Source organism: Sphingomonas sp. Sphisp66 (assembly GCF_047324325.1).
Lineage (GTDB): Bacteria > Pseudomonadota > Alphaproteobacteria > Sphingomonadales > Sphingomonadaceae > Sphingomonas.
In genome coordinates, this window is the sequence record NZ_CP168508.1 from 1,391,177 (window position 1) to 1,412,600 (window position 21,424).

A 21,424-nucleotide genomic window follows, 5' to 3' on the forward strand; every position below is an offset into this window, starting at 1 on the left:
GTAGAATTGGAGGCGCGCAGTGGAGCGCGGTGAGTTGGGCGCTATATAGGCACCGCGCCGTCTTACGCAATTATTACGAGAGCAACTTGGCCGACCGCATCTATCTCGATCACGCCGCGACCACGCCGATGCTGCCGGAAGCCCTCGCGGCCGTGGAGACGGGGATGCGCCATTGGGCCAATCCCAGCTCGCCCCATGCCGAGGGCCGCGCCGCCCGCGCCGCGCTGGAAAAGGCGCGCTCCGACTTGGCCGCCGCCTATGGCTGGGCGCACGAGCTGATCTTCACCAGCGGGGCGAGCGAATCGCTGCATATGGCGCTGACCCGGTCGATGGCGCCGCGCCGGCTGATCAGCGCGGTCGAGCATGATTCGGTGCTGCGCCATGCCGAGGGCGCGCAGGTGCTGCCGGTGGATGCGGACGGCGTGCTTGACCTCGGCGCGCTGCGTGCCGCGCTGGCGGACGGGCCGCGCACGCTGGTCGGCGTGCAATGGGCGAACAGCGAGACAGGCGTCATTCAGCCGATCGAGGCGATCGCGGAGATCGTCCGCGCGGCGGGCGGGATCTTGCTCGTCGACGCGGCGCAGATGCCGGCCCGCGCCTCGGCGGCGGTGTTGCGCCATGCCGACCTGGTCGCGGTATCGGCGCACAAGCGTGGCGGCCCGCCGGGGATCGGGGCGCTGCTGGTCCGCGACTTCGGCACGCTGCTGCCGATGGGCGGGCAGGAAAAGGGCTATCGCGCGGGGACCGAGAACCTGCCCGGCGCGCTCGGCTATGCTGCCGTGGTGTCTCTGCCCGAGGACCTCGCGCCGATGGCGGCGCTGCGCCACCGGCTCGAGGCGGTGATCCTGGCGGAGGGCGGCGAAGTCGTTGGCGCGGGCACGTCGCGCAGCCCGCTGATCGGGGCGTACCGGATGCCGGGCGTGTCCTCGGCCGCGCAGCTGATCCGCTTCGACATGGCCGGCATCTCGATCTCGGCGGGCAGCGCCTGCTCCTCGGGGAGCATGCGGCCCAGCCATGTGCTGACCGCGATGGGCTGGCAGGAGCCGGCGCTGCGCGAGGTGGTGCGGGTGAGTTTCGGACGCGGGACGACCGAAGTCGAGGTCGATGCCTTCACGACCCTCTGGCGCCAGATCGCGATCGAGGCCAGAAACAGGGCTGCATGACCTATCTCGACTATCAGGCGACCACGCCGCTCGCCCCCGAGGCGCTGGCCGCGATGCTGCCGCTGCTGGAGATCAATTTCGCCAATCCGCACTCCGCGCACGCCCCCGGCCGCGCGGCCAGGGCGGCAGTGGAGGTTGCGCGCGACGAGGTCGCCGGGCTGCTGCCGCCGGGGGGCAAGGTCAGCTTCACCAGCGGCGCGACCGAGGCGCTCAACTGGGCGATCAAGGGCAGCATGGGCGGGATCGTGACGATCGCCACCGAGCATGCCGCGGTGCTCGACACGGTCGCTGCGGAAGCGCGCAAGGGCAGGGAAGTGACCGTGCTGCCGGTAGGGCCGGAAGGACTGGTCGATCTCGCCGCGGCGCGGGAGGCGATCAAGCCGGGCGTCGGCCTTGTCGCCGCGATGCTGGTCAACAACGAGATCGGGGTGATCCAGCCGGTCGAGGAACTGGCGCATCTCGCCCACCAAGCCGGCGCGCTGTTCCTGTGCGACGCGGTACAGGGCTATGGCCGGGTGCGCATGCCCGATGGCTGCGACCTGATCGCAGTCTCGGCGCACAAGATCCACGGACCCAAGGGCGTCGGTGCGCTGTGGATCCGTGACGGGGTGACGATCGAGCCGCTGATGCATGGCGGCGGGCAGGAGCCGGCCGGGCGCTCGGGCACGCTCTCGCCGGCGCTCTGCGCGGGGTTCGGCGCGGCGGCGAAGCTCGCCAAGCAGCGCTTCGGTGCCGACCATGCCCATGTCGAGCAGCTCTACCGCGCGGCGCTGAGCCGGATCGCGGGCGACTGGGTACTCAACGGCGCGCAGGAGGACCGCTATCGCGGCAATCTCAACCTGCGCCATGACGGGCTCGATGTGGCGCGATTGATGTCGGACCTTCGTGACGTCGCCTTCTCGGCGGGCTCCGCCTGTGCGAGCGGATCGGGACGGCCGAGCCATGTGCTGGCTGCGATCGGTCTCAGCGATGCCGAGGCGCGCTCCAGCATCCGCATCGGCTTTGGCCGCTACACCAGCGAGGACGAGCTGCTCCACGCGATCGACCGGATCGTCGCCGCTGCCCGCGCGCAGAGCCGCGCCGCATGATCCGCGTCACCTTCGTCAGCGCCGATGGCGTCTCGCATCAGGTAGAGGCCGAGGAAGGTCTGCGCCTGCTCGAGGTCGCGCAGAATGACGGCCAGCCGCTCGAGGGCACCTGCGAAGGGCAGATGGCCTGCTCGACCTGCCATGTGATCGTCGATCCCGAGCATTTCGCCCGGCTCCCCCGCGCGGCGGAGGAAGAGGAGGACATGCTCGACCTGGCAGTGGGCGCGGTGCGCACCAGCCGGCTCGCCTGCCAGATCCTGCTCACGCCCGAGCTGGACGGGCTCGTGGTGCGGATGCCAGCCGGGCACCGCGACATGCAGGGCCGCTAGAGCGCCAGCGCGTAGAAGCGCGTGTCCACCATCATGCGCGGGAAGGTCGGCGGCAGCAGCGCCGAGTCGACCGGCTGGAAGCCGTTGCGCGCATAGAAGCGGTGGGCGGCGAGGAAGCGGTCGGTCGTGCCGAGATAGAGGCGCGACAGGCCCTGGGCCCGGGCATGGTCGAGCAGGGTGTCGAGCAGCGCGCGGGCCAGGCCGCCGGCACCGCGATAGCCGGAGTGGACGAACATCTTGCGCAACGCCGCGGCACCCTCGCCAATGTCCCTGAGCCCGATCGTGCCGACAATCTCGCCGCCAGGCGCCTGGGCGATCCAGAAGTCGCCGGCGTCGCGCTGGTAGAAGTCCGGAATCTCGTGGAGGTCGGGCTGGTCCTCCGCGGTGATCGCGATGCCGAATTCCTCATTCTGGATCGATACGATCAGCGCGGCCACGCCGTCCTGATCGGCGGGCACGAAACGCCGTATTGCTGCCTTGTCCATCACGGCGGGCTAGCATCGCGGAAGGGCGGAAGCGATGGCGCAGCGCCCTGTCGCCAGATTTAACACATTGCGGCAACGAACCAGACATTCAGGCACGCGCAATCCGTCTCGTTTCAGGATCGTGCATGGAACCGAAACGATCGTTCCGGTTTCCGCCCATGCGGGTCTTTCCCCCGCCAGCAGGAGAGAGAACACCATGAAACTGCTTCCGATCCTCGCGGCCGCTGCTGCCGCGACGCTTGCGCTTCCGGCCGCCAATGCCGCTGCCGCACCGTCGGCTCCCGCCGTCGCGGCGAAGGCCGAGTTCCAGCACCACCGTCCGCATGCGCGCAAGCGCGTCTATTGGCGCAATGTCTGCAAGACCACCTGGCGCCACGGCCACCGCCAGCGCGTGTGCCGCAAGGTCCGTTACTGGCGTTAATTTCCGGGGGCGGGAACGTGCCTGCGTTCCCGCCCTTGCCTAACCGTCTGACTTTGCCCATATGCGCCGCGGGAGTCGGGCGGACGTAGTCGTCGCCAACCTGGTCAGATCGGGAACGAAGCAGCCACAACGATTTCGCTGCGGGTCGTTCCGGCTCCCACCTTTCCACGCAGCATTGGCGATGATGCCGGCCCGATCGGGCCTGCGCGATGCGCTGGATTTCCGCCCGACGAAGAACTCGATCCATTCGCCCGGGTCCGGCGCCGCGTGTGCTGTGCTTGACAGTCGTCACTGTGGTCCGTTCTTCTGCGGCGAAATGGGGGAATCGAGATGCATCGCTGGCTGACCGTATTGATGACCTTGTCGGCGCCTGTCGTGGCCTTTGCGCAGGACATCCCGACTGCGTCTGAGACGGTGATCGAGAAGGGCGGGGCATGGTCGGTCGATTATGCCGACTGGAAATGCGTGCTGAACCGCAAGTTCCTGGTCGATGGCGAGCCGGCCATCTTTTCGCTCGAACGCGAGCCGCTCGCTACCGAGGTTTCCTTGCGGTTCGCCGATAAAGGCAAAGCCCGCAAGGCCATCGACGACAAGGCCGTGCTCTTTGCCGACGGCAGCCGGATCGGCAAGCCGGTGACCTTCCATGTCAGGCCGGCTTCGGGCGCGCGGATACGAGACTATCGACTCGATCTGGCCGCGCACCACCCCGATGCGGTCAAGTCGAGTCTGCGCTTCTGGAGCCGCGGCAATGGCGATGTCGAATTCCGGCTCGGCAATTTCGCGGCAGCCTGGGCCGCGCTCGATACCTGCCGGAAGGACCTTGATGCTACGTTGGGGATCGACGCTGCCGCTATGGCCCAGATAGCGACACAGGCCGAAGGGGATGTGACCGATTTCGTGAAGCTGCCGCCGGCGAATGGCGGCTTTGAATTCGCGGCCTTCTACTGGGTGGATGCAGAGGGACGGGTCGATGATTGCCGCCTGTTGCTGCCCAGCCGCCGCGATGCGCTGGACAAGGGTTTCTGCAGCGAACTCAAGGCCAAGGGACGGTTCAAGCCGGCGCGCGATGCCCAGGGCAAGGCCGTCCGGGCGCCGCGTTACGATCATATCTCGATCCTGACCGCGACCGTCATCGAGGCCGTATCGATGTAGTCCAACGGGATCGCTGCCGGGCTTCGACAATCGGCCCGCGGGCCCCTAGATAGGACCATAATGTCCGATTCCCTGCTTGGCCTCGACGAACCCCCGCAGCCGCGCGACAACGCCTATCGGGTGCTGGCGCGCAAATACCGGCCGCAGACCTTTTCCGAGCTGATCGGGCAGGATGCGATGGTCACCACGCTGGGCAACGCGATCAAGCGCGACCGGCTGGCGCACGCCTTCCTGCTCACCGGCGTCCGCGGGGTCGGCAAGACCTCGACCGCGCGGCTGATCGCCAAGGCGCTCAACTGCATCGGGCCGGACGGGCAGGGCGGCCCGACGATCGATCCCTGCGGTATCTGCGAGCCCTGCCGGGCGATCGCCGAGGGCCGCCATATCGACGTGATCGAGATGGACGCCGCGTCGCATACCGGCGTCGACGATGTCCGCGAGATCATCGAAGCGTCGCGCTATTCGGCTGTCTCGGCGCGCTACAAGATCTACATCATCGACGAAGTCCACATGCTGTCGAAGAGCGCGTTCAACGCGCTGCTCAAGACGCTCGAGGAGCCGCCGGCGCATGTGAAGTTCCTGTTCGCCACGACTGAGGTGAACAAGGTGCCGGTGACGGTGTTGTCGCGCTGCCAGCGCTTCGACCTGCGCCGCATCCCGGCCGAGCTGCTCGCCGAGCATTTCGCCAGGGTGACGCAGGCCGAAGGCTTCGAGGCGGAGCCCGAGGCGCTGTCGCTGATCGCGCGTGCGGCCGAAGGCTCGGCGCGCGACGGCCTGTCGATCCTCGACCAGGCGATCGCGCATGCGGGCCTGGAGGGCGAGGGGGTGAAGGCGGACGCCGTGCGCCACATGCTCGGCCTGTCCGATCGCGGCGCGATCCGGACCTTGTTCGGGCTGCTGCTCGAAGGCGATGCGGCGGGTGCGCTGGCCTCGCTGCGCGGGCAGTACGACCTTGGCGTCGATCCCCAGGCGGTCCTGCGCACCCTGCTGGAGACCGTGCACGCGGTGACGCTCGCCAAGCTCGGCACCCAGGCCAGCTCGGGCCAGTCGGCCGAGGAACTGAAGGCGCTCGAGCGCTGGGCGGCGGGGCTGAGCTTCCCGGCGCTCCATCGCCTCTGGCAGCTGGTGCTGCGTGGGCATGACGAAGTGGCGAAGGCGGTGCTGCCGATCGAGGCGGCGGAGATGGCGCTGCTGCGCGTCATCCATGCCTCGCAGCTGCCCGATCCGGGCGAGCTTGCCCGCCAGATCGCCAGTGGCAGCGTCACCATCTCCGGCGGTGCCGCGCCGGCCGCGGCACCGGGCCCCAATGGCTCGGCGATGCCGACCTCGCTTGGCCAGCTCGCCGATTATCTGGAGGAGAAGCGCCGCTTCCAGCTGGCGACTCAGGTGCGGGACTATCTCCGCCCGGTGCGCTTCGAGGGCACCGAGGTCGAGTTCGCCGCGGCGCGGCCCCTGCCCTTCGATTTCATGAAGGAGCTGGGTGCCGCGCTCAAGGAGTTGACGGGCACCAACTGGAAGCTCCAATGCGTCGATGTGCCCGCGGAGGCGATGACGCTGCGCGAGGAGCAAGCGGCGAACGCCAAGGCTGAGCGCGATGCGGTGCTCGCTTCGCCGATGGTCGCCGCCGCAATGGAAGCCTTTCCCGGAGCCGAATTGAACGGCTGGTCCAAGACAGGAAGTTGAGTATGGATCTCGAAAAGATGATGGCCATGGCGCAGAACGTCCAGGCCGAACTCACCAAGGCGCAGGCCGATCTCGACAAGATCGAGGTCGAGGGCGCGTCGGGTGGCGGGCTGGTCAAGGTCCAGGCCTCGGCCAAGGGCCGGATCATCGGCATCCATATCGACGATTCGCTGCTCAACCCGAGCGAGAAGGGCATGCTCGAGGACCTGCTCACGGCGGCGTTCAACGACGCGCGCGCGAAGGCGGATGCGGCGTCGCAGGAGTCGATGGCGAAGATGACCAGCGGCCTGCCGCTGCCCCCGGGGTTCAAGCTGCCCTTCTAAGTCACGGGGAACCATCGCTCTTCCTCCACGGTTGCTACGGCAAAGATAGAGGAGGATGCACATGGTCGAACGAGTAACCGAGCGTAGCGACGGCGTGACCGCGGAGCGCGTCACCGAGACGGGTGGCGGCGGCACCGTGGTGGTCGAGCGCGGCGGCGGCGGCACCGGCCTGATCATCGGGCTGGTGCTGCTGATCGCGGTGGTGATCGGCGCCGTCTATCTGTTCAACGCGAACAACCGCGAGAATGCCAAGACCGACGCCGTCACACAGGCGGCCAAGGATGTCGGCGGCGCCGCCAAGGATGTGGGCGACGCGGCGCAGGATGCCGCCAAGAAGGTCGAGTGACGACCTGAAGCCGGCTTGAACCCGATATCATGATCGACGAAGCTTCCTGCGGGCGATCCGGGGGAAGCGATGAAGCACGCGATGTTGGGGCTGGCCGCGATGGCTGCGGCGCCGGCGGCGGCACAGGATGCGGAGCAGCTGCATCTCGTGGTGCCGCTCGGCGCCGGTAGCGAGGATTATCCGCGCTGGGCGATCGAGCACGGGCTGGGTGGTCGCAGCATACTCACGCTGGAAGTCGGGCCCGACGGGCGGGTGAGCAAATGCGAGGTGTTCGCGAGCAGCGGCTATGCTTCGCTCGATGCGCGGGCCTGCGCAGTCTATCGGAGCCGCGCCCAGTTCAACCTTGCGGCCGGGGCTGGCCCGCGGATCGCGCGGGCGCCGTTCCTGTGGATGCCCGAAGATGGTGCAACCAACGATCCGCTGCATGTGTTCGGTCGTTTCGCTTCTGATACCGGCGTGGTGCTGGGAGCCTCGGTCAGCAGTTCGGGATTTCGCGAGCGGGCGTGCAGGGTCCTCGACGCGGGGCTGGAGATTTGCCGCCTGTTCGTCGCCGGCTCGGATGCTTGGCTGGGCGCCAAGATCACCGATGGCGCATCGCTCTTGGTCGGCGCGAAGGACGGGCGGGTGCTGTCGGTGCGGCTCGGCTTCCACGGGCGCGACAGGCAGCACGCGGCGGCCCAGGCACTTCGGGCAAGGCTCGGGGCGCCTTGCTACGCGCCATCCGCTACCGGGCCCTGGGGCTGGCGGAACGGGACGGCCTATGTGGTGCTGGGATCGGCTGAGGTGTCGGTCTTCATGGCGGAGGGTGATCCGGAAGCTGCCCGGCTCATCGAGGCGCGCTGCCCACCGCTTTCGAGATAGCCAGCGCGATCGGCAGAACGTGGGTGCGCGTCATCGGGGCGAGGGGCAGCGCGTCGGCCTGCCCGATCTCGACCCAGCGGGCCTCCGCGATCTCGGCGGCGACCACCGGCTGGTGCGCGGCGGTGAGGTGGAAGATCTCGGCCTCGACGATGCGGCCGGGCTCGTTGGCGGCGGGTGCCTCGAAGCGGCCGAGCCAGGCGGGATCGGCGGCAGGGACCAGGCCGATCTCCTCGGCCAGTTCGCGGCGCAGCGCCTCGAGCGGCGTCTCGCCCGGCTCGATCTTGCCGCCGGCCTGCATGTAGGCCGAGGTGCCCGCCTTGCGGACAAGCAGCATGCGCCCTTCGCCATCGTCGATCAGCGCGGCGGCGATGCGGATCGGCGCGGTCATCAGCGGATGCAGGCGTCGAGCCCGTCGCCGCGCACCGTGCCGATGCGCGCGGTGATCGCATTGCCGTAGCGCCGGGTGAAGCCGCGCGGATCGATGGCGGCGCGCTTCTTGGGCAGCGGCAGCACCGCGGCGATCTGGGCGGCCTCGCGCGGGCTCACCTGCGAGGCGTCGTGCTTGAAGTAGCGCATGGAGCCAGCATTGACGCCGTAGGTGCCGATCCCCGTCTCCGCGACGTTGAGATAGACTTCCATGATCCGGCGCTTGCCCCAGATATTCTCGATCAGGACGGTGAAATAGGCCTCCAGCGCCTTGCGGGCATAACCGCCGCCCTGGAACAGGAAGACGTTCTTCGCGGTCTGCTGGCTGATCGTCGAGCCGCCGCGGATCTTCTTCTTGCCGGTGGCATTGCGGGCATAGGCCTGCTCGATCGCGGTGAAGTCGAAGCCGTGATGCGTGCAGAAGCGCGCATCCTCGGCGGCGATCGCGGCGCGGGCCATGTTGGGATCGATGCGGCTGATCGACATCCAGCGCTTGGTGACGCCGTGGCCTTCGACCACGTCGCCGATCTGGGTCCAGGTGATCGGCGGCGGCACGAACTTGTAGATCACCACCATGCCGATCGAGACGGCCAGGAAGGCGAGGATCGCCTTGAGGATCCAGAACAGGATGCGGCGGAGCAGCGGCCTGCGGGGCTTGGTCTTGCGCTCTTCTTTCCCCGGCGAAGGCCGGGGCCCAGACTTGGAGTCTGGAAGAGGCGCTGCCGCGCCTGAGTCTGATTCAGGGCTGGGCACCGGCCTTCGCCGGGGAGAAGAAAATGGATCTGCGTCTGTCCCCAGCGGGCGAAGATCTGGCATCGGCGAAGCGCCGAGCTCCTCCGACTGCCCGGCCGTGGTCGCGCGCGGCGTCCAATCGCGCGGGCGAGGCGCAGACGCGGAAGGCGCCGGCGGGATGTCCGCCGACGCCTCAGGCTGGCGCGGACCTTCCGCGCCGGAATCGCGATCTTGATCCCCCACGTCGTCCGTCAGGCGGTGAGCAGGCGCTTTTCGCCGGCGATGCGCATCATCGCCTTCTGCAGCTTCTCGAAAGCACGCACCTCGATCTGGCGGACGCGCTCCCGGCTGACGTCATAGACCTGCGAGAGCTCCTCGAGGGTCTTGGGATCGTCGGTCAGGCGGCGCTCGGTGAGGATGTGCTTCTCGCGCTCGTTGAGGTCCTCCATCGCCGAGACGAGCATCTCGTGACGGACATCGGCCTCCTGCGCCTCGGCAACCTGCTCGTCCTGGAGCGCGCTGTCGTCCTGCAGCCAATCCTGCCACTGGCCCTCGCCATCCTCGCGCATCGGCACGTTGAGCGACGTGTCGCCGCCCATCGCCATGCGGCGGTTCATCGAGGTGACTTCCTCCTCGGTGACGCCGAGATCGGTGGCGATCTTGGTGAGGTGCTCAGGACTCAGATCGCCATCCTCGAACGCGTCGAGCTTGGCCTTCATCCGGCGCAGGTTGAAGAACAGCTTCTTCTGCGCGGCGGTGGTGCCCATCTTCACGAGCGACCAGGAGCGCAGGATGAATTCCTGGATCGAGGCGCGGATCCACCACATGGCATAGGTCGCCAGGCGGAAGCCCCGATCGGGCTCGAACTTCTTCACGCCCTGCATCAGGCCGATATTGCCTTCCGAGATCAGCTCGGAGACGGGCAGGCCATAGCCGCGATAGCCCATGGCGATCTTCGCCACGAGACGCAGGTGCGAGGTGACCAGCTGGGCCGCGGCATCCGTGTCGCCATGCTCCTGGAAGCGCTTGGCGAGCATGAACTCCTGCTCGGGGCTCAGGATCGGAAACTTCTTGATCTCGGCCAGATAGCGGTTGAGGCTCTGCTCACCACCGAGCGCGGGGATCGTCGCCGGGACGTTGCTGCCGCTAGCCATGATCTATTCTCCCTTTACCTAGGGCGCGCATAGCCGAAGCCAGCGCCGCCCGAAATCATACTATGAGGTTATCGAACAGTTCCTGCATGTCGGCAGGGATTTCGCTTTCGAACGCCAAAGCGGTACTATTGATGGGGTGGATGAACCCCAGATGAGCCGCATGCAAGGCCTGGCGCCGGAAATTCAGGGTTTCCAGAAGTTCACGGTGCGCCTTGCGGACGCTGCCATAAACCGGATCGCCGACGAGCGGATGACCCAAAGAGGCCATATGGGCCCGCACCTGATGGGTACGGCCGGTTTCCAGCCTGCATTCGACCAGCGCCGCGTCGCGAAGTTCACGAAGTACACGCCAATGCGTGACCGCGCGCTTGCCGTTCTTCACGATCGCGACCTTCTTGCGATTGTTCGGCGAGCGGGCAAGCGGGGCATCGACGACGCCCTGCAAAGTGCGCGGCTTGCCGCTGACGATCGCCTTGTAGCGCCGGTCGATCGAGTGCGCCTTGAACTGCGCGGCCAGGCCGACATGCGCCCGGTCGTGCTTGGCCGCCACCATCAGTCCCGACGTATCCTTGTCGATCCGGTGGACGATCCCCGGCCGCGCCTCCCCGCCGATGCCCGAAAGCGAGCCCTGGCAATGGTGGAGCAACGCGTTGACCAGGGTGCCGTCGAGATTGCCGGCGGCGGGATGGACGACCAGCCCGGCCTGCTTGTCGATCACGATCAGATGCTCGTCCTCGAACACCACCTGGAGCGGGATCTCCTGCGCCTCGTTGTGCGCCGGCTTGGGATCGGGCACCTCGACGCTGTACAGCCCGCCGCCCAGCGCCTTCTTCGCCGGATCGCGGACCAGGCCCTGGGGGCCGGTGACCGCGCCGGACGAGATGAGCACCTTCAGCCGTTCGCGCGACATGGTCGGCACGGCGTCGGCGAGCGCACGATCCAGACGCCAGCCATCGGCTGTGTCCGCGATACGTGCTTCGATGATGGAAACCCCCGGATTCATGTTTTATCGTAAATGGGCATGGTGTTGGAAATTTCAAGATATGTACTGATCGGTATTCGGCAGATTTCTGCGGCTGCGGCGCCGCGTGAGGCCTGTGGACTGCTGTTCGGATCGACGGATCTGATCTCCGGCTGGCAAGTGGCTGAAAATATAGCTGAAACACCAGAAATACATTTCGAGATCGATCCTCCTACACTGTTCGCCGCGCTGAAGGCAGAGCGGGCAGGCGGCGCCCAAATCGCAGGCTATTGGCACTCGCATCCGAGCGGCGACCCGACGCCCTCGGCCACCGATGCGGCGATGGCCGCGCCCGACGGCAAGGTCTGGCTGGTTGTCGGGGGCGATGCGGTCACCGCCTGGCGCGCCGTGGAGCGGGGTGCGCTCCACGGGCGCTTCGATCCGATCGAGATCGCGGCCTAGGGCTTCAGGCATTCATCTACCTTGTTCTCCGGCGAAAGCCGGAGCCCAGGGTCACACGCGATGCGGCAGAGAAACCCTGGGCCCCGGCTTTCGCCGGGGAACGGGCCCGCCGGATGGCGCGGGAAGCCTCAGTTGCCGGCAGGCGCATCCGGCGCCGGTGCGTCGGCGGGGGGAGGCGGCGGCGGGCCCATGCGGTGGTCGGGGCCGCCCGGACCTTCACGGCCGGGGCCGAAGCCATGGCCGCCCTGGGGACCGCCATGCGGGCCGCGATGCCAGCCGCCGCGGCCGCCATGGCCACGACCGTACCTGCGCATCTGTTCGAAGCGGCCGAAGCGCAGCTCCTCGCGGGAGAGCTTGCCGTCCTTGCTGACGTCGAACTTCTCGAAGCGCGCGGCGGCGGCCTTCATCCATTCGTCCCTGCTGACGAAGCCGTCCTTGTTGAGGTCGATCGGATTGTGCCGGGGGCCCTGGGCCTTCTCGGCACGGGGCGGGGCGCGGTCCTGCGGGGCCGCCATCGCGGCACCGGTGCCGAAGGTGAGGGCGCCGGCAGCGAGCAGCGCGGCGAGTTTCAGTTTCATCATGCCTTTTCTCCGCTCCAGTGATGTCTGGATGACGGAGAATTAGGCCGGGAGTGTCGCGCGGATTTCTCGTTGAGGAGCCGAAATTGTCGCAACTTGTCGGCTCGCATTCGCTGATGATACCGGTATCATGCATCCGATAACGAGCAGGAGAGGGCGATGCGGGACATGGCGTGCGACCGGCGCGGGGCGATGGGATTGTTCGCGGCGGCGGCGGCCGTGCTTGCCGCGCCCGGCGCCCGGGCAAAGGGTGTCGCGCAGGCCGCCAACCTGCTCTGGTACGAGCAGCCGGCGAAGGAATGGACCGAGGCGCTGCCGATCGGCAACGGCCGGATCGGCGCGATGGTGTTCGGCGGGATCGCCGAGGAGCGGCTCCAGCTCAACGAGGATACGCTTTGGGCGGGCGGGCCCTATGATCCGGTCAATCCCGCGGCGAAGGCCGCGCTTCCCGAGGTGCGGCGGCTGATCTTCGAAGGCAGGTTCGCCGAGGCCGAGAAGCTGGCCAATGAGAAGGTGATGGCGACGCCGTTGCGCCAGGCGGCGTACCAGACGATCGGCAGCCTGGAGATCGCGCTGCCCGGGATCGATGCGGCGAAGGCGACGGACTATCGGCGCAGCCTCGATCTCGACGCGGCGCTGGCCGAGACGCTGCTCATTCTCGACGGCGTGACGCATCGGCGGCGGGTGATCGCCTCGCCGGTCGACCAGGTGATCGCGATGGAGCTGAGCGCGAGCCGGCGCGGTTCGGTGTCGTGCCGGCTGTCCTTCACCTCGCCCGAGAAGCAGTGGCAGGTGCGGGCGGAGGGCGCGACCCTGGTGCTGGGCGGGCGCAACGATCCCCATGGCGGCATTGCCGGCGCGCTGCGCTTCGAGGCGCGCGTGGAGGTCGCGGCCAAGGGCGGGCGGGTGCGTGCCGAGGGCGATGCGCTGCTGGTCGAGGGCGCCGATGCCGTGGTGCTGCGGGTCGCGATGGCGACCAGCTACAGGCGATTCGACGATGTCAGTGGCGATCCGGGCGCGATCACCGGGCGGCAGATCGCGGCGGCGAGGAAGAAGGGGTTCGAGGCGCTTGCCGCCGCGACTGCGGCCGAGCATCGCCGGCTGTTCCGGCGCGTGACGCTCGACCTGGGCAGCACGCCGGCGGCGGCGCTGCCGACCGACCGGCGCATTCGCGAGTCCGAGACCAGCGACGATCCGGCGCTCGCCGCGCTCTACTTCCAGTACGCCCGCTATCTGCTGGTCTGCTCGTCGCGGCTGGGGACGCAGGCGGCGAACCTGCAGGGCATCTGGAACGACAAGCCGAGCCCGCCCTGGGGCAGCAAGTACACGATCAACATCAATACCGAGATGAACTACTGGCCCGCGCATACGACGAACCTGGCCGAGTGCGTCGAGCCACTGGTCCAGCTGGTGCGCGAGATCGCGGTGACCGGCGCGAAGACGGCGCGCGACATGTACGGCGCGCGCGGCTGGGTGTGCCACCACAATACCGACCTGTGGCGCGCGACCGCGCCGATCGACGGGGCGAAATACGGGCTCTGGCCGATGGGCGGGGCGTGGCTCTGCACGCATCTGTGGGAGCATTACGAATATGCGCCCGACCGGGCCTATCTGGAATCGATCTGGCCGATCCTGAGCGGCGCCTGCCTGTTCTTCCTCGATACGCTGCAGGTCGATCCCGCGAGCGGGCAGCTCGTCACCAATCCCTCGCTGTCGCCGGAGAATGACCATGGCCATGGCGCGTCGCTGATCTTCGCGCCGACGATGGACAGCCAGATATTGCGCGACCTGTTCGACCAGACGATCGCGGCGGCGGGCGTGCTGGGGCGTGACAAGGCGCTGGTGAGGGAGATCAAGGCGGCGCGGGCCAAGCTGCCGCCGATGCGGGTGGGCAAGCAGGGTCAGCTGCAGGAATGGCCGTTTGACTGGGATGCCGATGCCGAGGATGTGCACCACCGCCACGTCTCGCACCTCTATGGCCTCTATCCCAGCCGCCAGATCGATCCCGAGCGTACCCCCGAGCTGGCCGCCGCGGCGAAGCGCAGCCTGGAGATACGCGGCGACAAGGCGACCGGCTGGGCGACGGCGTGGCGGATCAACCTGTGGGCGCGGCTGCGCGACGGCGACCATGCCCATGCGATCCTGAAGTTCCTGCTCGGGTCGGAGCGCACCTATCCCAACATGTTCGATGCGCATCCGCCCTTCCAGATCGACGGCAATTTCGGCGGCGCGGCGGGGATCGTCGAGATGCTCGTGCAGAATCAGGGCGAGCGGATCGACCTGCTGCCGGCCTTGCCCCGCGCCTGGCCCGAGGGGCGGGTGACCGGCCTTCGCACCCGCGGGGGCTGCACGCTCGATCTCAGCTGGCGGGGCGGGCGGCTGGAGCAGCTCCGGCTGCGCGGCACGATCGCGGGGGAGCGGGAGGTCCGTCTGGGCGGGAAGGCGCGCCGGGTGCGGATCGTGCCGGGGCGCGAGGTGCTGCTAGGCGTGGCGGATTTCGTCTAGGCTAGGATTGAATCAGCAGAAATCGGGACTGGCAGTTCAGCCCTCCCCGGCTTCCTCGCGGTCGAGGGTCGGCAGGGTGAAGGTGAAGATCGCGCCGCCTTCGGGCGCGTTCGCCGCCGAGAAGGCGCCGCCGTGCATCTCGACGATGCGCTTCGAGATCGACAGGCCGATGCCCATGCCTTCGCTCGTCTTGTTGGCGGAGAAGCGCTTGAACAGCTCGGCCAGCGTCTCGGGCGGCAGGCCGGGGCCGTTGTCGCGGCACTGCACCTCGACCATCGCGTCGGGCGCGGGGCGGGCGGTGATCCAGATGCGCGGGTCCTTCTGGCCGGTCTCGCGCAGCGCCTCGACTGCGTTGCGCATCAGGTTCACCAGCACCTGCTGGACCTGGACGCGATCGACGAAGACGCGAAGGTTCGGCGGCTCGACGTCGCATTCGATCTGGGCGGCGAGGCGGCCCGAGCCGACCAGGACGAGCCGCGCGGCGTCCTCGATCATCGGCTGGAGCGGCTCGATGCTGCGCTCGGTGTCGTTGCGCTCGGTGAAGCTGCGCAGGCGGCGGATGATCTCGCCGGCCTGCATCACCTGCTCGCGGGCATTGCCGACCATCTCGGTGCCGGGCCCCTCCGACCCGCTGGCCTTGGCGATCATCACCGCGGCCGAGAGATAATTGGCGGCGGCGGCGAGGGGCTGGTTGAGCTCGTGGGCGAGATCGGCGGCGGCCTCGCCCATCGCGCTCTGGCGGGCGAGATGGGCAAGCTCGGCGTTGAGCTGGGCGACCTGGTCCTCGACGCTGAACTGGGCCGACATGTCGCGCATGAAGATAGTCAGATACTGGACGGCGTCGGCCTTCACCCGGCCGGCGCGCGCCTCGAGCGGGAAGACCGAGCCGTCGCGGCGCTGGCCGATGACGCTGAGCGGCTCGGCATCCCAGGGGCTGAGCTCGCGCTCGCGCAGGTCCCAGAGCTCGCGCTGGTAGCGATCGGCATGGGCCTCGGGGCCGAGCATGGTGATCGGCTTGCCGAGCACGTCCTCGGCGCGATAGCCCCAGAGCCGCTCGGCGGCGGCGCTGAACTCGAGGATCGTGCCCTGCTCCTCGATCAGGATGACCGCGTCGGGCACCATCGCCAGCACCGCGCTGAGCTTCGCCTCGCGCAGGGCGAGGGCGCTGCTCTGCATGTCGGCATGGCGGATGGCGCGCATCAGCACCAGGGCGAGGATCAGCACGTCGCCGGCCAGGACCAAGAACTGCGCGGCGCCGAAGCCGACCAGCCCGGTCTGATGGGCGGCGATGCCGATCAGCGAGGGGATGGCGGGCAGGATGATGATCGCCGGGGCGAGCTGCACCAGCACGTGCCAGCCGCGCTCGCCGGCCTGGTGTCGCATCGCGTGGAGCGTCAGCCCGGCGAGCGGGAGGAGGGCGATCGCGGTGGAGATGGTCGACTTGCCGAGAAAGGCGGGTGAGATCAGGCCGGGCCCGGTGGTGAGCAGGGCGGCCGCGGCGAGCAGGGTGAGCGCCATTGCCGCGCTCGACAGGAGCAAAGCGGTGATGCGGGGAATCCGCCGGTCCGAGGTGATGGCGACCGCCGCGAGCCCGCCCACCGCCTGCACCATGGTCGCGCCCCCGGGGGGCAACCCGTTGTTGCGCACGCCCAGGCGCTGGACGGACTCGGGGAAGAACAGCTGCTCCACCGCAATGGCGCCGGTGATGTACTGGAGCGTGATCAGGCTGAGCAGGATCGCCGCCGGGGCGAAGGCGAGGCGGGCGAGCCGGGGATGGCCGCTCACCGCGAGAAAGGCGGTGAGCGTCACGCTGGCGCCGTTGATCGCGCTGAGCGGTGCCACGGCGTAATTGGGGTCTCCGAAGCCGCGCAGCAGGGGGATGCCGAGCAGCCAGCCGAACAGCGGCGCGGAGAGGATGAGGAAGCCGATGCCGGTGAACCACTGGGGCAGGCTGGCCGCGCCGAGGCTCGCCCAACGATGGTCGGGAGCCGCCTTTCCTTGCCTGTTCGTCGCCGCACTCGTCATGGATCGTTCCCGGGGCCGGGCCACGCCCTTTCCTGCACCTTGTAGCAGGAAGCGCCCCACGCGGCGAAATCCGGAAAAACCCCAGCGCGCGGCACGGAACGTTCCGGCGCCGCAACCCGTTGAGGGAGAAACTCTAAACGGAGAGCGTGCCGATGCTTTGGACGATCGTCGTCATCCTGCTGATCCTGTGGCTGCTGGGATTCACCTTCCATGTCGGCGCAGGGCTGATCCACATCCTGCTGGTGATCGCCGTGGTGGTCGGCCTGATCCAGCTCTTCACCGGCCGCAGGGTGGTCTAGGGGAGCTCCGGCTCCGCATCGTAGAAATCGACCTGCATCCGCATCGGCCCCAGCGGGGTGACGTGGTGCGGCTGCTGCGGCAGCACGAGCCCGGGCGAACCGGGCTCGAGCAGCTGCTCGGCGGGCGGATCGGACCGGCGGAGGAGGAGCTTGCCCTCCAGCACCCGGATCACACCCCATACGCCGGCCTTGGTGCTGTGCTCGCCCCGGAGCGCGGCGGGGAGCGAGCCCTCGTCGAACACCGGGGTGGAGCGATAGGGCGCCGGGCTCATGCCGCGATGTCCAGCTCCGCCGCATGGGCGGGATAGGGGGCGATCTTCGCCGCATCGACGTCGAGCCCGGCCAGCTCGCTGGCGAAGCCATGGTTGACGTCGCGGTGGTGCGCCTCGTCGGCACGGACCACCAGCACCACGTCGCGCAGCGTCGCGCTGTCCGGCAGCTTCCAGTAGTGCTTCGCGATCGCCGGGGCGGGGACGTTGGGCGAGCGGCCCTCGTCGATCTCGGCGAGGTAATGGGTGTAGCTGATCACCGCCTCCTCCTCGAAATAGCCGACGACACGGTGCGCGGTCCTGGCGCTGACCAGATAGAGCGCGAAGAAGGCGAGATAGAATACCCACTGCACCGCGAGGATCACGAAGCGCTCGAACAGCGTCGGCTTCGCCACCTCGATGAAGGTCATCAGGTGCATGCGCTCATTCTCCGCTTCCTCCATAAGCGTTCGAATCCATCCCTTGTCGTCCCGCATCCGGCGCAGTGCCTGGAGGTGGTTGATCGTCGCCCCGACCATGCCGGGCACCGCCGCCACCGTCTCGAGTACGATCGCCCGGTGGCCGTAGCGCTGGGCGAAGAAGGTATCGGCGCAGAAGCGCAGCATCTTGGTGAAGCCGAACGCGATGCGGTCCGACAAGTCGACCGGCTTGTGGTGGACCGACAGGTCGACGAGCGGGGCGTTGGACATGGAACTACTCCTTCGGTGAAATCACGCGGGGACCTTGAAGAACAGGGCGAGCTGGAGGCTCTCGGCGATCCGGGCGGCCCGGTCCTGGAGCGCGGCGGCGGTGCGCGGCTCCATCAGCTCGTCGGTGGTCGCCGCCCAGAGCGCGAGCCAGCGATCGAACATCGCCGGGGTGATCCGGTCACGATGCTGGAAATGGGCGGGCACCGGCCGGCCCTTGTACCTGCCCGAGGTGAGCATCACCGAGGACCAGAAATCGCCGAGCAGCACCAGGTGGGCAGGCCAGTCATGGATCGCATCGTTGAACACCGGGCCGATCAGCGGATCGGCCCGGACCCGGTCGTAAAAGGCATCCACCACCCGGCGCAGGCCGGGGTCGTCGAGTTCGGAAAGCTCGGCCATCGCCGCGACTCCAAATCATGTCTTGAAAATGCATCTATTCACTCGCATTAAAACATGCAAGAAAAATGCATCTAATATTGACCGGGATCAAAAGAGGCTGAGGATGCGCCTGACGCGCTACACCGACTATGCGATGCGGGTGCTGCTCTACCTGGGCACGCGGCCCGATCGGCTCAGCTCGATCGCCGAGATATCGACGGCGTACCACATCTCGCAGAATCACCTGATGAAGGTGGTCAACGACCTAGCTCGTGCCGGCTATGTGGCCAGCGTGCGCGGGCGATCGGGTGGGATAAGGCTGGGCGCGCCGGCGGAGGAGATCAATGTCGGCAAGGTGGTCCGCCACACCGAGGATGATTTCCGTCTCGCCGATTGCCCCAACTGCGTGATCGCGCCAGCCTGCGGGCTGCAGGGCGCGCTCAACGAGGCGCTGGAAGCGTTCCTGGGGGTGCTGGACCGCTATACGCTGGCAGACCTGCTCGTTTCCCGAAGTTCGATGCGGTCGCTGTTCGGGATTCCGGATCAGGATGCATCCGGTTCCCCGGCTTTCGCCGGGGAACCGGGAGAGTAGGAAGAATAGGGACTGCGATCCTAATCTCCCTGCGGACCCAGATAACCCTCGCCATAGACCGCCTTGCGGAAGTCGCGGTGGAGCGACACCTGGAAGGGCTTGGTCTGGACGAAGAACACCGCCGTCAGCTTGTTGGCGGGATCGACCCAGAACAGGGTGGAGGCGGCGCCGTCCCAGAAGAACTCGCCGACCGCGCCGCGCTGTTCCTCGGGTGTCTGGGGCTGGCCGATGCGCACCGCAAAATCGAAGCCGAAGCCGACATTGCCCTTGCCGGGCAGCCAGCTGCGCTCGGTGATCCGCGGATCGAGCTGGTTGGTCGACATCAGCCGCACCGTCGAGGGCTTGAGGATGCGGACGCCGTCCAGCGTGCCCTGGCCGAGCAGCATGCGGGCGAAACGCATGTAATCGTCGATCGGCGCGACGATGCCCGCGCCGCCCATCGTCATCGCGGGCTTGGGGAAGTTGCGCGCGCGGGTGACCGCGTCGGGCTCGCGGGTGAGCTTGCCGTCGGTGCCGAGAAGATAGGTGGCGGCGAAGCGGTCGAGCCGTTCCTGCGGCTGGGTCCAGGCGGCTTCCTTGATCCCCAGCGGCGCGAGGAGGTGCTGGCGGACATAGTCCTCGAACTTCTGGCCCGAGAGCTTCTCGACGAGCAGCGCCTGCACATCGACCGCCGAGCTGTAGCGCCACTCGGTGCCCGGATCGTAGATCAGCGGCGAATGGGCGAGGCGGTGGCCGAACTCGGTCAGCTCGTGATCGAGCCCGAGCGGATCGGCGGCGGCAAAGGCCTTTTCGGCGGCGCTCGGGCCGTCGCCATAGGCGAAGCCGGCGGTGTGGCGCAGCACGTCGCGGATCGTCACCGGGCGCTTCGACGGGCGCCAGATCGGCTGGCCGTTCGCATCGGTGCCGTCCTGCACCAGCATCGTCGCGAACTCGGGGAGATAGCGGGAAAGCGGATCATCGAGCCCGAACTTGCCCTGTTCCCAGAGTTGCATCAGCGAGACGCCGGTGACCGGTTTGGTCATCGAATAGATCTGGACCAGCGTGTCGCGCTTCATCGGCCGGTTGGCCTCGCGGTCGGCCAGGCCATTGGCGCCGAAATAGACTTCGCGGCCGTCCTTCCAGACCAGCGCCTCGACCCCGCTCGCGCGGCCGCTCGAGACCATCTCGGCCAGCGCCTTGTCGAGGCGGGCCTTGTCGATCCGGAAGCTGGCGGTGGCGGCGGGCTTCTCCTGCGCCAGCACGGGCAGGGGCTGCGCGATCAGTAGCGCGGCGACGAAAGGCAGGATCGGGCGCATAGGCTCTCCTCTCAATATTTTTCGGTGGTGGTAGCGCTACCTTCGGCGGGCCGGCAAGCCCGACCTTTGTCGCGCCCGGTGCTGTGCGCTTGCAGCATGGCGCCCTCTGGGCCAAAGAAGCTGTACCTGCCGGGGAGCGCGCATCTTGAACATCAGTCCGACCGATTTCGCCAGCCTGCTCTGCTCGCGGCTCTGCCACGACCTGCTGAGCCCGGTGGGTGCGCTCAACAACGGGCTGGAGCTGCTCGCCGACGAGCATGACCCCGAGATGCGGGCGCGCTGCCTGGAGCTGCTCAACGAGAGCGCCAAGGCGAGCGCCAACAAGCTGAAATTCTTCCGCCTGGCGTTCGGCGCGGCGGGCGGCTTCGGCGAAACGGTTGATACGCGCGAGGCGCAGGCGGCGATCGAGGGGCTGTTCGGCGAGAACCACCGCGTCAATGTCGGCTGGATGGTTGAGGACCCGGTCCTCCCCAAGCAGGCGATCAAGGTGCTGATGAACCTGTCGCTGATCGGCGGCGACGCGCTGATCCGCGGCGGCCAGCTCGACATCGGCGCGGAGATCATCGATGGCCAGATTGAGATCGTCGTGCGCGCCGACGGCCCGCGCATCGTACTCGACCCCGAGCTGCGCAGCGCGCTTGCCGGCGGCAAGGACGATCTGCCGATCACCCCGCGCGCGGCAGCGGCCTATCTGGTCCATGCGCTGGTCACGCAGGGCGGCGGCATGCTCCAGGTGAGCCCGCCCGATGCCGAGGTGCTGCTGTTCGGGGCGTCGTTCCGGGTCGGGTAATGCTGGAAGGGCGCGATTGGACCGGGCTCGCCCGAGCGAGTCCGGGAGAGATAGCCGCGCTACGTGCGGTGGCGCCGATCCCTTTGCCCGCAGCCTATGTCGCATTGTTGGAGCTGAGCAATGGTGGGGAAGGGGCCTTGCCCACCCGGCCGGGCTATTTCTGCCTGTATCCGGCCTCTGAAACAGCCCAGATCGCACGGGACGGCGATTTTCACGCGCATTTCCCTGGTCTGTTTGTGATCGGCGGCAATGGCGGCGGCGAAGCGATAGCGATCGATGCCGAGGATCCCGGCCATCGGATCGTCTATTTCGACATGACGAATATCAACCCTATGGAGAGTGTCGCCTCACTGGCGGCGAACTTCGAGGCATTTGTCGATCTGATCGGGTTGGAATAACTCGAAAAGCATGCCTTCGG

General features: G+C 67.9%; 26 protein-coding genes and 1 other RNA gene. 16 read left to right on the forward strand and 11 right to left on the reverse strand.

Features of this window, described 5'->3' with window-relative positions:
- The first annotated feature begins 86 nt into the window (after positions 1 to 86).
- From ACEN8G_RS06730 to ACEN8G_RS06740, 3 genes are read left to right on the forward strand one after another with little or no spacing between them, the layout of a single operon-like run.
- A complete protein-coding gene (locus tag ACEN8G_RS06730; protein ID WP_413415042.1) occupies positions 87 to 1,163 on the forward strand; it encodes a cysteine desulfurase family protein in 1,077 nt (358 codons plus the stop codon).
- Positions 1,160 to 2,251, forward strand: coding sequence for a cysteine desulfurase family protein (locus ACEN8G_RS06735; RefSeq protein WP_413415043.1), 1,092 nt, complete (start codon positions 1,160 to 1,162; stop codon positions 2,249 to 2,251). Before ACEN8G_RS06730 ends, ACEN8G_RS06735 begins: the two co-directional genes overlap by 4 nt.
- The gene (locus ACEN8G_RS06740; protein ID WP_413415044.1) at positions 2,248 to 2,580 is read left to right on the forward strand and encodes a 2Fe-2S iron-sulfur cluster-binding protein; all 333 of its coding nucleotides are present in this window, start codon (positions 2,248 to 2,250) and stop codon (positions 2,578 to 2,580) included. Before ACEN8G_RS06735 ends, ACEN8G_RS06740 begins: the two co-directional genes overlap by 4 nt.
- Here ACEN8G_RS06740 and ACEN8G_RS06745 read toward each other — a convergent pair.
- Complete coding sequence (locus tag ACEN8G_RS06745) at positions 2,577 to 3,065, reverse strand: GNAT family N-acetyltransferase (protein WP_413415045.1); 489 nt, start codon at positions 3,063 to 3,065, stop codon at positions 2,577 to 2,579. The genes ACEN8G_RS06740 and ACEN8G_RS06745 overlap by 4 nt on opposite strands.
- A gap of 196 nt (positions 3,066 to 3,261) precedes the next feature.
- Between ACEN8G_RS06745 and ACEN8G_RS06750 the strand changes: the two genes are divergently transcribed.
- From ACEN8G_RS06750 to ACEN8G_RS06780, 7 genes are all read left to right on the forward strand, one after another.
- Positions 3,262 to 3,486, forward strand: coding sequence for a hypothetical protein (locus tag ACEN8G_RS06750; RefSeq protein WP_413415047.1), 225 nt, complete (start codon positions 3,262 to 3,264; stop codon positions 3,484 to 3,486).
- Positions 3,487 to 3,553: 67 nt separating this feature from the next.
- Positions 3,554 to 3,651: signal recognition particle sRNA small type (ffs, locus tag ACEN8G_RS06755), an RNA gene on the forward strand.
- A 165-nt stretch (positions 3,652 to 3,816) separates the two neighbouring features.
- The gene (locus ACEN8G_RS06760) at positions 3,817 to 4,638 is read left to right on the forward strand and encodes a hypothetical protein (protein ID WP_413415048.1); all 822 of its coding nucleotides are present in this window, start codon (positions 3,817 to 3,819) and stop codon (positions 4,636 to 4,638) included.
- 60 nt (positions 4,639 to 4,698) lie between these two features.
- The gene (locus ACEN8G_RS06765; RefSeq protein ID WP_413415050.1) at positions 4,699 to 6,321 is read left to right on the forward strand and encodes a DNA polymerase III subunit gamma/tau; all 1,623 of its coding nucleotides are present in this window, start codon (positions 4,699 to 4,701) and stop codon (positions 6,319 to 6,321) included.
- A 2-nt stretch (positions 6,322 to 6,323) separates the two neighbouring features.
- Complete coding sequence (locus ACEN8G_RS06770; protein WP_307118659.1) at positions 6,324 to 6,644, forward strand: YbaB/EbfC family nucleoid-associated protein; 321 nt, start codon at positions 6,324 to 6,326, stop codon at positions 6,642 to 6,644.
- Between the two features lie 61 nt (positions 6,645 to 6,705).
- On the forward strand, positions 6,706 to 6,990 hold the full coding sequence (locus ACEN8G_RS06775; protein ID WP_413415051.1) for a hypothetical protein: 285 nt from the start codon (positions 6,706 to 6,708) through the stop codon (positions 6,988 to 6,990).
- A 69-nt stretch (positions 6,991 to 7,059) separates the two neighbouring features.
- Positions 7,060 to 7,851, forward strand: a complete 792-nt coding sequence (locus ACEN8G_RS06780; protein WP_413415052.1) for a TonB family protein — start codon at positions 7,060 to 7,062, stop codon at positions 7,849 to 7,851.
- On the opposite strand, the gene ACEN8G_RS06785 is transcribed toward ACEN8G_RS06780, so the two are convergent.
- The 4 genes from ACEN8G_RS06785 to ACEN8G_RS06800 form a co-directional block, all read right to left on the reverse strand.
- Complete coding sequence (locus tag ACEN8G_RS06785; protein ID WP_413415053.1) at positions 7,817 to 8,239, reverse strand: NUDIX hydrolase; 423 nt, start codon at positions 8,237 to 8,239, stop codon at positions 7,817 to 7,819. The genes ACEN8G_RS06780 and ACEN8G_RS06785 overlap by 35 nt on opposite strands.
- On the reverse strand, positions 8,239 to 8,919 hold the full coding sequence (mtgA, locus tag ACEN8G_RS06790; RefSeq protein WP_413740794.1) for a monofunctional biosynthetic peptidoglycan transglycosylase: 681 nt from the start codon (positions 8,917 to 8,919) through the stop codon (positions 8,239 to 8,241). Before mtgA ends, ACEN8G_RS06785 begins: the two co-directional genes overlap by 1 nt.
- Positions 8,920 to 9,260: 341 nt before the next feature.
- Positions 9,261 to 10,163, reverse strand: coding sequence for an RNA polymerase sigma factor RpoH (gene rpoH / locus ACEN8G_RS06795; protein WP_307118663.1), 903 nt, complete (start codon positions 10,161 to 10,163; stop codon positions 9,261 to 9,263).
- 55 nt (positions 10,164 to 10,218) lie between these two features.
- The gene (locus ACEN8G_RS06800) at positions 10,219 to 11,166 is read right to left on the reverse strand and encodes an RluA family pseudouridine synthase (protein ID WP_413416448.1); all 948 of its coding nucleotides are present in this window, start codon (positions 11,164 to 11,166) and stop codon (positions 10,219 to 10,221) included.
- A 12-nt stretch (positions 11,167 to 11,178) separates the two neighbouring features.
- On the opposite strand from ACEN8G_RS06800, the gene ACEN8G_RS06805 reads away from it, so the two are divergent.
- Complete coding sequence (locus ACEN8G_RS06805; RefSeq protein ID WP_413740760.1) at positions 11,179 to 11,586, forward strand: Mov34/MPN/PAD-1 family protein; 408 nt, start codon at positions 11,179 to 11,181, stop codon at positions 11,584 to 11,586.
- Between the two features lie 128 nt (positions 11,587 to 11,714).
- Here the strand turns inward: ACEN8G_RS06805 and ACEN8G_RS06810 are convergent, their stop codons facing one another.
- Complete coding sequence (locus ACEN8G_RS06810; RefSeq protein WP_413416518.1) at positions 11,715 to 12,167, reverse strand: hypothetical protein; 453 nt, start codon at positions 12,165 to 12,167, stop codon at positions 11,715 to 11,717.
- 156 nt (positions 12,168 to 12,323) lie between these two features.
- Here ACEN8G_RS06810 and ACEN8G_RS06815 point away from each other — a divergent pair, with 156 nt between their 5' ends.
- The gene (locus tag ACEN8G_RS06815; protein ID WP_413416517.1) at positions 12,324 to 14,669 is read left to right on the forward strand and encodes a glycosyl hydrolase family 95 catalytic domain-containing protein; all 2,346 of its coding nucleotides are present in this window, start codon (positions 12,324 to 12,326) and stop codon (positions 14,667 to 14,669) included.
- Positions 14,670 to 14,705: 36 nt separating this feature from the next.
- Here ACEN8G_RS06815 and ACEN8G_RS06820 read toward each other — a convergent pair whose 3' ends face one another.
- On the reverse strand, positions 14,706 to 16,694 hold the full coding sequence (locus ACEN8G_RS06820) for a sensor histidine kinase (protein WP_413416516.1): 1,989 nt from the start codon (positions 16,692 to 16,694) through the stop codon (positions 14,706 to 14,708).
- A gap of 152 nt (positions 16,695 to 16,846) precedes the next feature.
- Between ACEN8G_RS06820 and ACEN8G_RS06825 the strand changes: the two genes are divergently transcribed.
- Positions 16,847 to 16,993: a lmo0937 family membrane protein gene (locus tag ACEN8G_RS06825; protein ID WP_183994681.1), complete on the forward strand. Its 147-nt coding sequence runs from the start codon at positions 16,847 to 16,849 to the stop codon at positions 16,991 to 16,993.
- Here the strand turns inward: ACEN8G_RS06825 and ACEN8G_RS06830 are convergent.
- From ACEN8G_RS06830 to ACEN8G_RS06840, 3 genes are read right to left on the reverse strand one after another with little or no spacing between them, the layout of a single operon-like run.
- Complete coding sequence (locus tag ACEN8G_RS06830; protein ID WP_413416515.1) at positions 16,990 to 17,265, reverse strand: DUF1971 domain-containing protein; 276 nt, start codon at positions 17,263 to 17,265, stop codon at positions 16,990 to 16,992. The genes ACEN8G_RS06825 and ACEN8G_RS06830 overlap by 4 nt on opposite strands.
- A complete protein-coding gene (locus ACEN8G_RS06835; protein WP_413416514.1) occupies positions 17,262 to 17,951 on the reverse strand; it encodes an alternative oxidase in 690 nt (229 codons plus the stop codon). Before ACEN8G_RS06835 ends, ACEN8G_RS06830 begins: the two co-directional genes overlap by 4 nt.
- A gap of 21 nt (positions 17,952 to 17,972) precedes the next feature.
- Positions 17,973 to 18,350: a group III truncated hemoglobin gene (locus ACEN8G_RS06840; RefSeq protein ID WP_413416513.1), complete on the reverse strand. Its 378-nt coding sequence runs from the start codon at positions 18,348 to 18,350 to the stop codon at positions 17,973 to 17,975.
- Positions 18,351 to 18,453: 103 nt separating this feature from the next.
- Here ACEN8G_RS06840 and ACEN8G_RS06845 point away from each other — a divergent pair, with 103 nt between their 5' ends.
- A complete protein-coding gene (locus tag ACEN8G_RS06845; RefSeq protein ID WP_413416512.1) occupies positions 18,454 to 18,921 on the forward strand; it encodes an Rrf2 family transcriptional regulator in 468 nt (155 codons plus the stop codon).
- Between the two features lie 20 nt (positions 18,922 to 18,941).
- Here ACEN8G_RS06845 and ACEN8G_RS06850 read toward each other — a convergent pair whose 3' ends face one another.
- Positions 18,942 to 20,216, reverse strand: a complete 1,275-nt coding sequence (locus ACEN8G_RS06850; protein WP_413416511.1) for a serine hydrolase domain-containing protein — start codon at positions 20,214 to 20,216, stop codon at positions 18,942 to 18,944.
- A gap of 145 nt (positions 20,217 to 20,361) precedes the next feature.
- Here ACEN8G_RS06850 and ACEN8G_RS06855 point away from each other — a divergent pair, with 145 nt between their 5' ends.
- A complete protein-coding gene (locus tag ACEN8G_RS06855; protein WP_413416510.1) occupies positions 20,362 to 21,006 on the forward strand; it encodes a histidine phosphotransferase family protein in 645 nt (214 codons plus the stop codon).
- Positions 21,006 to 21,404 (forward strand): SMI1/KNR4 family protein, encoded by a 399-nt coding sequence (locus ACEN8G_RS06860; RefSeq protein WP_413416509.1) that lies wholly within the window; start codon positions 21,006 to 21,008, stop codon positions 21,402 to 21,404. Before ACEN8G_RS06855 ends, ACEN8G_RS06860 begins: the two co-directional genes overlap by 1 nt.
- The last annotated feature ends 20 nt before the right edge of the window (positions 21,405 to 21,424 follow it).